Genomic DNA, 11,268 nt, shown 5'->3' on the forward strand with positions numbered 1-11,268 from the left:
GGATTTTGTCGAGGCCCGTGCCAGCCCTCACCCGGACGCTCTGGCGGGCGTCCGACCTCTCCCGCCACGCGGGAGAGGCAACACGCACTGCAAGGCGAGATCCGTGACCGGCGGCCTCACCCATTTCGATGCGGCCGGCCAGGCGCGCATGGTCGATGTCTCCGACAAGGAGGCGACGGTGCGGGTGGCGCGGGCCGGCTGCCGGGTCGAGATGAAGCCGGAGACGCTGGCGCTTATCGCCTCCGGCGGCCATGCCAAGGGCGACGTGCTGGGCATCGCACGCATCGCCGGCATCATGGCCGCCAAGCGCACATCCGACCTGATCCCGCTGTGCCATCCGCTGCCGCTGTCCAGCGTCGAGTTGGCCCTTCGCTGCGACGCCGAGCACAGCCGGGTCGAGATCGAGGCCACGGTCAAGGTTACGCACCGCACCGGGGTGGAGATGGAGGCGCTGACCGCGGCCTCTGTCGCGGCCCTGACCGTCTACGACATGTGCAAGGCGGTGGATCGGGGCATGGTGGTGACCGAGCTGCGGCTGCTGCACAAATCCGGCGGCAAATCCGGCACCTACGAGGCCCAGCCATGATCCCGGTCGCCGAGGCCCGCGCCCGCATCCTCGCCGCCTTCGCCGCCCTGCCGGCCGAGACGGTGCCCCTGCCCGCCGGGCTGGGGCGGATCCTGGCCGAGCCGGTGGCGGCGCGGCTGACCCAGCCGCCGCTCGACGTTTCCGCCATGGATGGCTGGGCCGTGCGGGCGGCCGACGTCGCCACTGTCCCGGCGATGCTGCGCCGGATCGGCGAGGTTCCCGCCGGCGGGCGCTTCGAGGGCACGGTCGGCCCAGGGCAATGCGTCCGCATCTTCACCGGCGCGCCGCTGCCGGACGGCGCCGACGCCGTGGTGCTGCAGGAAGACACCGACGCCGAAGGCGACCGGGTGACGGTCCGCGAGGGCGTCGCCGCCGGCCGCCATGTGCGCAAGGCCGGGCTGGACTTCCGCGCCGGCGACGTGCTGCTGCAGCCCGGCCGGCGCCTGACCGCGCGCGACATCGGCATCGCCGCCTCGACCAACCATCCCTGGCTTCGGGTGCGCCGCCGGCCGCGCGTGGCGGTGCTGGCGACCGGCGACGAGATCGTGCTGCCCGGCGAAGCGCTGGGGCCGAGCCAGATCGTCAGCTCCAACACCCACGCCCTGAGCGCCCTGATCCGCAGCTGCGGCGGCGAGCCGGTCGATCTCGGCATCGCCCGCGACAATGCCGAATCGCTGGCGACTTTGGCGGCCGGCGCCCATGGCGCCGACCTGATCGTCACCACCGGCGGCGCCTCGGTCGGCGAGCACGACCTGATCCGCTCGGTCCTCGGTGAGCGCGGCCTGGCTCTGGATTTCTGGAAGATCGCTATGCGGCCGGGCAAGCCGCTGATCTTCGGCCGGCTCGGCGACACGCCGCTGCTCGGTCTGCCCGGCAACCCGGTCTCGACCATGGTCTGCGGCTGGCTATTCCTGCGCCCGGCGCTCTGGGCCCTGCAGGGGGCCGAGGCGGCGGAGAATCGCATTGCCGCGACGCTGGGCCGCGAGCTGCCGGCCAATGATCGGCGCGAGGACTACCTGCGGGCGCGGATCGAGCGCACGGAGCCGGGATTCGTCGCCACCCCGTTCCCGGCGCAGGACAGCTCCATGCTGTCGCTGCTGGCCGCGGCCGACGGGCTGGTGATCCGCCCGCCGCACGCCCCGGCCGCGGCGCGCGGCGAGACCGTGGATGCGGTGCTGTTCGGCGACGGGATCTGAGACCCTAATCGTTACACAGAAGTAAAGAACCGGGTGCGACACAGTTAGGCGCTTGTGTTTTTGTTTTGTTCCTCCTAATGTTCTCTCCAGGGATTCGGCCGCGCCGCGGCCCCTGCGAACGGAGGATGCCTTGCTGACGCGAAAGCAACAGGAACTGCTGTTGTTCGTTCACCGCCGCCTGGAGGCGGACGGCGTCAGTCCATCCTTCGACGAGATGAAGGATGCCCTCAGTCTGAAGTCGAAGTCGGGCATCCATCGACTGATCACCGGCCTCGAGGAGCGTGGTTTTATTCGGCGCCTGCCGCATCGGGCCCGGGCGCTTGAAGTTCTCAAGCTTCCGGACTGCCTGAAGGCCGACGCGCCGGCACCGGCCGAAGACGACAACGTCGTTCCCTTCCGGCCCGTCCGCTCCGACGCCGCCCTGCCCGGCCGCAAGCTGGAGCGCGCCGACCTCAGCAACCCCGAACTCGGCGTCCGCCTGCCGCTCTACGGGCGGATCGCTGCCGGCATGCCGATCGAGGCGCTGCGCGACCATTCCAACTACGCCGAGGTGCCGGCCTCGCTGCTCGGCCCGGGTGAACACTACGCCCTGGAGGTCGCAGGCGACAGCATGGTCGAGGCCGGGATCCTGGATGGCGATACCGTCATCATCAAGCGCTGCGACTCGGCCGATCCCGGCATCATCGTCGTCGCTTTGGTCGACGACAATGAGGTGACGCTGAAGCGGCTGCGCAAGAAGGGCGCCAATGTCGGTCTGGAGGCCGCCAACCCGGCCTATGAGACCCGCTACCTGCCCTCCGACCGCGTCCGCATCCAGGGCCGCCTGGTCGGGCTGCTGCGGACCTATTCGTAAGACCGGCCAGCGATCCTTAAGGGTCGCCGCTGGCGACTTCCCGACGAAATCCGGGTGTTGCCGAACGGCGCATTGTCCGGTCCTCTGTACGGCGTCCCACAACCCACCGGACGACCGTGCATGATCCTGAGTCGATCGCTGCTCCGCCTGCTGGCTCTCGCCCTGCCCTGCATCGGGCTCTTCGCCGGCGCCCCGGCCCAGGCGGCCGGCAGCTACCGCACCTCCGGTGATTGCGACGGCTTCCCGAAGGTCTCGCTGCGCACCCCGGACGGACTGTGCGTCGGTCTCATCGCCGCCGGGCTCCGCTTCGCCCGCGGGGTGGCCGTTATCGGGGACGACATCTATGTCGCCGATATGGGCAGCTGGGAGAAAGGGCGTGGCCGGCTGCTGCGCATCCCCGACCGGGGCCATGGACCGCCGCAGGTGCTGCTGACCAAGCTGGATCGGCCGAACGGGCTGATAGCGACGCCGGACGGCAAGCTGCTGCTCGGCCTGGCCGGCCGGATCTTGTCGGTCGACCCCAAGGCGGATCAGCCGGCCATCGCGATGCAGGACGTGGTGACCAACCTGCCGAATGACGGGCGCCACCCGCTCGCCGCGCTGGCCCTGGCACCGGACGGCACCCTCTATGTCAATGTCGGGACCGCCACCGATCACTGCGAGCGCGCTGACGATTCGGCGCCGGATCCCGCCAAGCCCTGCCCGGAGACGCAGGCCACACCGCCGCGCGGCAGCGTCCTGCGCATCGCGGCCGATGCGCTGCCCGCCGATGCCCGCACCCTCGCCCCCTTCGCCCGCGGGCTGCGCAACAGCATGGGGCTGGCGGTGCTGCCCGATGGCACGCCGTTGGCCGCGGTGAATGCGCGCGACGCCATCGACCAGGCCGATCCGCGATTGTCGGATGAGACGCTGCCGCACGACTTCTATACGGTGCTGAAGGACAGCGCCGATTACGGCTGGCCGTATTGCTACGACGACCGCAAGCCCAGCCCGGAATACCCGCATTTCGACTGCAGCAAGGTCGAAGTGCCGTCCCTGCTGCTGCCGGCCCATGCCGCGCCGCTTGGCATGCTGACCTATCGCGGGTCGACGCTGCCGGGCCTGGAGGGCCGGGTGCTGATGACCTGGCACGGCTATCGCGACACCGGGCACCGGGTCATGGCGCTGGCGATCGACGACCATGGCGTTCCGCAGGGCAAGCCGGAGCCGCTGGTCTCGGGCTGGGATGCCGCCAAGGGCATCCGGCCGCAGGGCGCGCCGCTCGGCCTCGCGGAGATGGCGGATGGCAGCGTCCTGATCACCGAGGACCATAACGGGACGCTGCTGCGCCTGGCCCGCGCCCAGCCAAGCCAGACGCCTTGAGCGGCAGACCGGGACAGCGACCGCCGGGCGCCGAGCGGGCCACGGCGCAGCAGGTCGCCCAGGCGGCCGGCGTCTCGATCTCCGCCGTTTCCCGCACCTTCACCAAGGACGCCAGCGTCTCGCCGCGGATGCGGGCCCGCGTGCTGGCCGCCGCGGAGGCGCTGGGCTACCGCCCGAACCGGCTGGCGCGCGGGCTGATGACCGGCCGGACCGAGCTGGTCGGGCTGGTCTCGACCCATTTCGCCAACCCGGCCTTCATGGACGTGTTCGACCTGTTCACGCGGGAGCTGCAGCGCCGAGGGCTGCGGCCGCTGATCGCCAACCTGTCGGAGGATGGCGGCGCCGACTCCGCCCTCGACATGATGCTGCAATACAGCGTCGATGCGGTGCTGATCGCCACCTCCGCCCCGCCCGAGGGCTTCGCCGAATCCTGCGCCCAGGCCGGGCTGCCGGTGGTGCATGTCTTCGGCCGGCCTGGCCCCGCGGTGCCGGCGGTGACGGTCGACAATGTCGCCGGCGGGCGCCTGGCCGCCGGGGCGATGCTGGCGCATGGCCTCACCCGGCTGGCCTTCCTGGGCGGGGCGGCGACCGATTCGTCCTCAATCGACCGCGCCGCCGGCTTCACGCAGCGTCTGTCGGCGGCAGGGTTGCAGCCCCTGGCCGTCGCGTTCGCCGGCGACTATTCGCATGAGCATGGTCGAAGCGGCCTGCACGCCTTGCTGGACCGGCACCGGCCGCAGGCGGTGTTCTGCGGCGACGACATTCTGGCGCTGGGCGCCGTCGACGCCTGCCGCGAGCGCGGCCTGGCCGTCCCGAAGGACATCGGCATCGTCGGCTTCGACGACATGCCCCTGGCCGCCTGGCCCGGCTATCGCCTGACCACGATCCGCCAGCCGATGGCCGAGATGGTGCGCCACGCCATCGGCGAGATCGCCACCCGCCTGGCCGATCCCGGCCACCCGATCGAGGACCGGCTGTTCGACATCGCCCTGGTGGAGCGCGACAGCCTCTAGGCGCCGGTCCGCAGCCCCTCCAGGCAGCGCATCAGCTGCCGGGCACAGGCCTCCAGCGGGGCGGCCTCCTGCCGCGCCTTGGCCTGGGCCATGGCACCGGAATAGGCGGCGACGATGAAGGCGGCCAGCTCGTCCGCATCCGCCACCGCCAGCCGGCCGGCCTCCTGGTCGGTGCGCAGCCGCGCCGCGATCGCCGCCCGCCAGGCGTCGAACACCGCCTCCATCGCCTGACGGAACGCCGGATCGGCCAGGGCCAGCTCCAGCACCAGATTGTTCAGCGGGCAACCGGAGACGGCGCCGCGCCGCCGCAGCCCCTCGGCGATCCGGCTGAACACGCCGGCAATGCCGTCCAGCGCATCGGGCGCCGTGCGGACCGGCTCGATCCAGGTCTCCGCCACCTCCGCCGCCACCCGGTCGCGGATCACGGCGAGGCCCAGCGCCTTCTTGGTCGGGAAATGGTGGTACAGCGCCCCGCCGGTCACCCCGGCCTCGCGCATCAGCTCATGCATGCCCGTGGCCTGGTAGCCGCGGGACTGGAACGCCTCCGCCGCCACATCCAGCAGCCGCCGGCGCGTGCCCTCGGGGTTGTAGCTGCGCTTCCGCCTGCCGTCGCTCGCCGTCTCGCTCATGCCCTGACAGTAGCAGGTTGACTCAACCGGACAATCAGTCTGTTTTTAAAACCGGACAACCGGTCTGTTTTCAGAGAGGCGCTCATGGCTGGCGAGATCCTCAGCCCGATCGTGGAGCTGCGGCGCTACACGCTGCATCCGGGGCAGCGCGATGTGCTGATCGCGCTGTTCGACCGGGAGTTCGTCGAGACGCAGGAGGCGGTCGGGATCGACGTCATCGGCCAGTTCCGCGACCTGGACGCGCCCGACCATTTCGTCTGGCTGCGCGGCTTCCCCGACCTGGCGGCGCGAACGGAGGCGCTGCGGGCCTTCTACGGCGGTCCGGTGTGGCAGGCGCATCGCAGCGCCGCCAACGCCACCATGATCGATTCCGACGATGTCCTGCTACTGCGGCCGACACATCCGGAAGCGGGCTTCCGGATCGGCCGCGACCGCCCTGCCCCGGGCAGCGACACGGTGCCGGGCGGGGTCCTCGTCGCCAACACCTGGCACCTGCAACCGGCTGCCGAGTCCGGCTTCCCGGAGGTGTTCGAGACCGTCCTGGCGCCGATGCTGGCCGATGCCGGCGTGCCTGTCCTCGCCAGCTTCGTGTCCGAGCATGGCGAGAACGGCTTCCCGGCCCTGCCGGTGCGGGAGGATGCGAGGGTCTTCGTCTGGTTCTCGCGTTTCCCCGACCGGGCGGCCTGTGAACGCCGCGCCGTCCCCGGCCTCACCGAGGCGCTGCGGCCCCATCTGGCCCGGCCGCCGGAGGTGGCGTTCCTGTCGCCGACCGCGCGGTCGCGGCTTCGCGGCTGAACCTCAGATCTCCGCGATCCGCACCCACGCCCGCTCGCGGGCAGAGCGCAGGGCAGCGGCGGTGACGCGGTCGACCTCCCAGCCGTCGCGGAAGGTCGGCCAGACCGGCTCTCCGGTCGCCACCGCCTCGAGGAAGTCGCGCGCCTCGATCGCGATCTGCTCATTGTAGCCGGTGCCGTGGCCGACGCCCTGGTTGAAGGCCAGGTAGTCGGGATGGGCCGGCCCGGTCAGCAGCCGCTGAAAGCCCTGGCGCGACGCCGGCCGCGCGGAATCGTAGAGCCACAGCTCGTTCTGGTTCTCCTGGTCGAAGGCCAGGGCGCCCTTGGTGCCGGTGATGCGGTAGGTGTAGCCCATCTTCCGCCCCGCAGCGACGCGGCTGAAGCTGAGCGAGCCGGTGGCGCCGCTGGCGAAGCGCAGCAGCATCTGGCCCTGGTCGTCATTCTCCACCCGCTCCTCGCCCTGCGGCCCCGGCCGTGTCGCCCGGACGATGTTCAGGTCGGCAACCAGTGATTCGATCGGCCCGACCAGCCGCAGGCAGGCATTGACGATATGCGGCGCGACGTCGCCCAGCGCCCCGGCCTCGGTGCCGGTGGCGATGCGGGTGCGCCAGGAGGCCGGCGCCCGCGGATCGTGCAGATAGTCCTCGACATGTTCGGCGGTGACCTGGATGACGTCGCCGATCTCGCCCGCGTCGATGATCTGCTTCGCCAGCTGGCTGGCCGGGGTGCGGATGTAGTTGAAGCCGACCATGGTGGCGACGCCCGCGGCCTCCGCCGCGTCGACCATGGCCCTGGATTCCGCCGGGTCGCAGCCCAGCGGTTTCTCGCAGAACACCGGCTTGCCCAGGCGCAGCGCCTCGGTCGCCATCGCCAGATGGATGCGCGGCGGCGTGGCGATGATCACGGCGTCGACCGCCGGGTCGGCCACCAGCGCCTGCCAGTCGGCGGTCGACCGGTTCCAGCCCCAGGCCCTGGCATGGGCCGCCGCGCCCTCCGCCGTGGTGCTGCAGATCATCTCGCAGACCGGGACCAGCGGCGGCTGGAACGCGGTGCGCACCAGTTGCAGGCCGATGGTGTGCGCCTTGCCCATGTAGCCGGCGCCGATCAGCCCGATCCGCAGCGTCCCCATTATCGCGTTCCTCCCCGATCCGCTCATTCTCTCGATTCTATCGGCCTCCGCACAATTTGCAAACGCTTGCAATTCGGCTACGCTCCCATTCGGGACAGGGAGGAACAGCATGAAGACCTTTACCCAGGATACGCTGGACCCGCAGGCGATCGTCGCGGAGCTGCTGGACGGCCCCGGCGCGGTGCTGCTGCGCGGCCTGTTCACCCCGGCGGAGATCGCCGAGGCGCGGGCCGTGGTGATGCGCGAATCCGAGGACGGCACCGCCAAGGTCACGCATTTCCAAGGCGCGGCGGAGCAGGAGGGCAAGATCGCCCTGCAGCGGCGGGTGTGGAACCTGCTGGCCAAGGGGGAGGTGTTCTCGCGCATGGCGGCGCATCCGGCGCTGATGGCGGTGATGCGCGCCTTCCTGGGGACCGAGTTCATCATGGGGTCGATCGCCGCCAACCGCATCCTTCCTGGCGGCCCGGGCCAGGAGCCGCATATCGACTATCCCTACTGGGACATGCACAAGCCGGAATCGCACCCGGTGCGGATCAACGGCGCCTTCCCGCTGAACGCCCAGGCGACGATCCTGCTGGATCCCTTCACCGAGGAGACCGGCGCCACCGCCTATGTCCCCGGCACGCAGAGAGCGCTGCGCTACCCGGCGGAGAGCGACCGCTTCCACGAGCGCTGCAGCCGCATGCTGGGCGAGCCGGGCGACACGGTGGTGTTCTTCGGCGCGGTCTGGCACTGCGCCATGCCGAACCGGTCACGACAGGACCGGTCGGCGATCCTGATCCAGTACCTGCCGAAATTCGTGAAGCCGATGGAGGACATGCCGGCCGCCCTGCCCCGCGCCTTCGTCGAGCAGGCCAGCCCGGACCTGCGCCAGCTGCTGGGGCTGAACTACCCCTATCCGGAGGTGCTGGATGCCGCCAAGGCCGGCAATGCCGAGGGCCGCACGATGATGCCGGCGCTCTGACGGCTATCGGGGCGCAGCCGTCCGGAACGGGACCAGGGCCCAGGGGCGGTCGCCGACCGCCTCGGCCACCGTATCCACCACCGGCTCCGCCCCCGACAGGTCGACGGCGATGCCGCCGGCGCGGCGCAGGTCGAAGCGGTCCCAGACGCCGAGGCGCGGCCGGCACCAGCGCGGCGCCACCAGCCCGGTGATCACCAGATCAGCGCCGGCGCAGTCGTCGTCGAAGCCCTCGCCGCTGCGGGTGAAGGCCACCGTCCGGTCGCCGAAGCGATAGAGGCAGCCGCGCGGATCGCAGGCCAGCAGCCCACCGGCCGCCATGCCCTGCTGCGGCCAGGACGCCCCTTCCGACGCCGTGGCCTCGGCCCGCAGCCAGATGTCGCGGGTGAAGCGCCGGCTGCCGGGGGAGAAGGCCAGGCTGCCATCCGCCGTGCGCACCGCCATCGCCTGCCCCGTGGCGTCGATCAGGATCTGCCGCGATGGCGTTGCCAACGACGCCAGGATCAGCACCGGCAGGGCCAGCAGCCCGAGCAGGCGGATTCGCCCGGACGCCAAGCACAGCCACAGCCCTCCGATCGAACCAACGACCAGCCCCCAGGCCGGCATGGCCGGCACGGTGAAGGCGGCCATCGGCCAGGACGACACCGTATAGGCGACCCACAGCATCGCCTCGTTGCCCCAGCCCAGCAGCGGCAGCACCCAGCCGTCGAGGCCGAGCAGCATGGCCGGATAGGCCAGCAGCACCGCCGGCATGATCAGGATCGAGGTCAGCGGAATCGCCATCAGGTTCGCGGCCACAGCCAGCGGTGCGAAGCGCTGGAAGTGGTAGACGGCGAAGGGCGTGGTCGCGGCCGTGGCCACCACCGTGGTCAGCACGATGCCGCCGAGATACAGCAGCACGCGTCGCAGCGGCCCGCCGCCGGCATGCCAGCGCGACAGATGCGGCCGCAGCGCGTCATAGGCCGCGATCAGCGCGATCACCGCACCGAAGGACATCTGAAAGCTCGGCCCCGGCAGCGCTTCCGGCGCCACCAGCAGGATCGCGGTGGCGGCCAGGGCGACGAGGCGCATCGAGATCGCCACCCGGTCGGCCATCACCGCCAACAGCACCACGCCCGTCATGACGGTGGACCGCACCGTCGGCACCGAGGCGCCGACCAGGATTGTGTAGATGACGATGCCGGCAAGGCCCGCGGCCGCCGCCCATTTCTTGATCGGCCGGCGCAGCGCCACCGGCTCGATCAGCGCCAGGCCGAACCGGACGGCGCCGAGCAGCAGGATCGCCACAAGGCTGATATGGATGCCGGAGATGGACAGCAGGTGCGAGAGGCCGGAATCGCGCATCGCCTGATTGGCGGCATCGCTGATCCCGGCCCGCTCGCCGGTGAGGAAGGCAACGGCGATGGCCCCGGCGTCGCCGGAGACCTGCGCCCGCACCCGAGCGGCTATCGCGTCCTGCAGCCGGGCCAGGCTGGACGGAACGGCGTCGACCGTCTCCAGCCGCTCGGCCTTGCCCATGGCGAAGCCGGTCCCGCCGATGCCCTGGAAGAACAGCTGCCGCCGGAAGTCGAAGCCGCCGGGATAGGCCGGGCCGGCGACCGGGGCCAACGTCGCGGACACCCGGATGCGGTCCCCGGCGGCAGGGACGGCGTCCGACCGGATCAGGCGCAGCCGGACCGCGGCGGGCGTCGCCCCCGGCGCCAGGCCTTCCATGGTCAGGTCGCCCAGGATCACACGCATGCCGTCCGGCAGCAGGTCGACGGTCTCCACCGTGCCGGTTACCGTGCCGCGCCGTTCCCGGTCCAGCAGCGGCGCCGCCACCATGCGGGTGCGCAGCTCCGCCGCGAGGAAGCCCAGCGCCACCGCCAGCAGGAGCACGGCGAAGCTCACGCCCTGTGGTCGCCGGTGCAGCAGCGCCACGAGCAGGCCGGCAAGCCCCGCCGCGATCAGCCCGGCGGCCAGCGGCGGCTCCGACGGCAATGCGAAATAGACGCCGATCCCGATGCCGAGGCAGCACGGCACCAGCAGCACCAGCCGGCGCCGGATGCCGCCGGCCAGGGCCTCCGCCGTCTCGCCCCAGCCCGGCCAGGCAACGGCCCATCCGGCCGTGCCGGCACGCCGAAGCGACACCCGCACGGGTTTCGGAACTCCGACCGATGCCCCCGCATTAGCCATGGGCCGAAGGCCTATGCTATGGACCTGTCGCAATCATCGTAGCAGCCCCTGTGGAATTTGGCCCATGACGGTCGTGACCCGCTTCGCCCCCTCCCCGACCGGCTACCTGCATATCGGCGGGGCCCGGACGGCGCTGTACAACTGGCTCTACGCCCGCCATCACGGCGGCGTGTTCCGCCTGCGCATCGAGGACACCGACCGCGCCCGCTCCAGCGAGGATGCGGTGCGGAAGATCATCGACGGGCTGGCCTGGTTCGGCCTGGACTGGGACGAGGAGATCGTGTCGCAGTTCGAGCGGCGCGAGCGGCATGCCGAGGTGGCACGCAAGCTGCTGGCCGAGGGCAAGGCCTATCACTGCTGGCTGCAGCCGGCCGAGCTGGAGGCCCTGCGCGAGAAGGCCAAGGCCGAGGGCAAGCCCTGGGCCTATTACACCAGCTACTGGCGCGACCGCGACCCGGCCGAGGCGCCGAAGGGCGTCGACCCGGTGATCCGGCTGCGGGCGCCGCGGGACGGCGAGACCACGGTCCAGGACAAGGTCCAGGGCCCGGTCACGGTGCAGAACGACCAGTT

The 11,268-nt window shown here is 71.3% G+C and carries 11 protein-coding genes; 8 read left to right on the forward strand and 3 right to left on the reverse strand.

Annotation, left to right across the window (positions count from 1 at the left end):
• Nucleotides 1-103 precede the first annotated feature (103 nt).
• The 5 genes from moaC to ABDW35_RS22065 all read left to right on the forward strand — a co-directional run bounded on the left by moaC (nt 104) and on the right by ABDW35_RS22065 (nt 5,010).
• Nucleotides 104-586 (forward strand): cyclic pyranopterin monophosphate synthase MoaC, encoded by a 483-nt coding sequence (moaC, locus tag ABDW35_RS22045; protein WP_343716031.1) that lies wholly within the window; start codon nt 104-106, stop codon nt 584-586.
• Nucleotides 583-1,782, forward strand: coding sequence for a gephyrin-like molybdotransferase Glp (glp, locus tag ABDW35_RS22050; RefSeq protein ID WP_343716032.1), 1,200 nt, complete (start codon nt 583-585; stop codon nt 1,780-1,782). Before moaC ends, glp begins: the two co-directional genes overlap by 4 nt.
• A gap of 130 nt (nt 1,783-1,912) precedes the next feature.
• Complete coding sequence (gene lexA, locus ABDW35_RS22055; protein WP_343716033.1) at nt 1,913-2,635, forward strand: transcriptional repressor LexA; 723 nt, start codon at nt 1,913-1,915, stop codon at nt 2,633-2,635.
• Nucleotides 2,636-2,755: 120 nt separating this feature from the next.
• Complete coding sequence (locus ABDW35_RS22060) at nt 2,756-3,997, forward strand: PQQ-dependent sugar dehydrogenase (protein ID WP_343716034.1); 1,242 nt, start codon at nt 2,756-2,758, stop codon at nt 3,995-3,997.
• Nucleotides 3,994-5,010 carry a LacI family DNA-binding transcriptional regulator gene (locus ABDW35_RS22065; protein ID WP_343716035.1) on the forward strand — a complete coding sequence of 339 codons (1,017 nt, stop codon included), beginning with the start codon at nt 3,994-3,996 and terminating at the stop codon, nt 5,008-5,010. The genes ABDW35_RS22060 and ABDW35_RS22065 overlap by 4 nt, the downstream gene beginning before the upstream one ends.
• On the opposite strand, the gene ABDW35_RS22070 is transcribed toward ABDW35_RS22065, so the two are convergent.
• Nucleotides 5,007-5,639 (reverse strand): TetR/AcrR family transcriptional regulator, encoded by a 633-nt coding sequence (locus ABDW35_RS22070; protein ID WP_343716036.1) that lies wholly within the window; start codon nt 5,637-5,639, stop codon nt 5,007-5,009. The genes ABDW35_RS22065 and ABDW35_RS22070 overlap by 4 nt on opposite strands.
• An 84-nt stretch (nt 5,640-5,723) precedes the next feature.
• Here ABDW35_RS22070 and ABDW35_RS22075 point away from each other — a divergent pair, with 84 nt between their 5' ends.
• On the forward strand, nt 5,724-6,434 hold the full coding sequence (locus ABDW35_RS22075; RefSeq protein WP_343716037.1) for an NIPSNAP family protein: 711 nt from the start codon (nt 5,724-5,726) through the stop codon (nt 6,432-6,434).
• Nucleotides 6,435-6,437: 3 nt separating this feature from the next.
• On the opposite strand, the gene ABDW35_RS22080 is transcribed toward ABDW35_RS22075, so the two are convergent.
• Nucleotides 6,438-7,562, reverse strand: a complete 1,125-nt coding sequence (locus tag ABDW35_RS22080) for a Gfo/Idh/MocA family oxidoreductase (protein ID WP_343716038.1) — start codon at nt 7,560-7,562, stop codon at nt 6,438-6,440.
• A 109-nt stretch (nt 7,563-7,671) separates the two neighbouring features.
• Between ABDW35_RS22080 and ABDW35_RS22085 the strand changes: the two genes are divergently transcribed.
• Entirely contained in the window at nt 7,672-8,526 is an 855-nt protein-coding gene (locus tag ABDW35_RS22085; RefSeq protein WP_343716039.1) for a phytanoyl-CoA dioxygenase family protein, read from the forward strand.
• 3 nt (nt 8,527-8,529) lie between these two features.
• On the opposite strand, the gene ABDW35_RS22090 is transcribed toward ABDW35_RS22085, so the two are convergent.
• Nucleotides 8,530-10,659 carry a ComEC/Rec2 family competence protein gene (locus tag ABDW35_RS22090; RefSeq protein WP_343716040.1) on the reverse strand — a complete coding sequence of 710 codons (2,130 nt, stop codon included), beginning with the start codon at nt 10,657-10,659 and terminating at the stop codon, nt 8,530-8,532.
• Nucleotides 10,660-10,762: 103 nt separating this feature from the next.
• On the opposite strand from ABDW35_RS22090, the gene ABDW35_RS22095 reads away from it, so the two are divergent.
• Nucleotides 10,763-11,268: glutamate--tRNA ligase family protein (locus tag ABDW35_RS22095; RefSeq protein WP_343716041.1), on the forward strand; the 506-nt coding region annotated here is incomplete at its 3' end.

It is taken from the genome of Inquilinus sp. (genome assembly GCF_039594555.1).
GTDB lineage: Bacteria > Pseudomonadota > Alphaproteobacteria > DSM-16000 > Inquilinaceae > Inquilinus.

Excerpts from the sequence above, each read along its gene's own strand:
- glp (WP_343716032.1), top strand. The coding sequence starts at position 583 with ATGATCCCGGTCGCCGAGGCCCGCGCCCGCATCCTCGCCGCCTTCGCC.
- ABDW35_RS22060 (WP_343716034.1), top strand. The coding sequence starts at position 2,756 with ATGATCCTGAGTCGATCGCTGCTCCGCCTGCTGGCTCTCGCCCTGCCC.
- ABDW35_RS22070 (WP_343716036.1), bottom strand. The coding sequence starts at position 5,639 with ATGAGCGAGACGGCGAGCGACGGCAGGCGGAAGCGCAGCTACAACCCC.
- ABDW35_RS22075 (WP_343716037.1), top strand. The coding sequence starts at position 5,724 with ATGGCTGGCGAGATCCTCAGCCCGATCGTGGAGCTGCGGCGCTACACG.
- ABDW35_RS22080 (WP_343716038.1), bottom strand. The coding sequence starts at position 7,562 with ATGGGGACGCTGCGGATCGGGCTGATCGGCGCCGGCTACATGGGCAAG.
- ABDW35_RS22085 (WP_343716039.1), top strand. The coding sequence starts at position 7,672 with ATGAAGACCTTTACCCAGGATACGCTGGACCCGCAGGCGATCGTCGCG.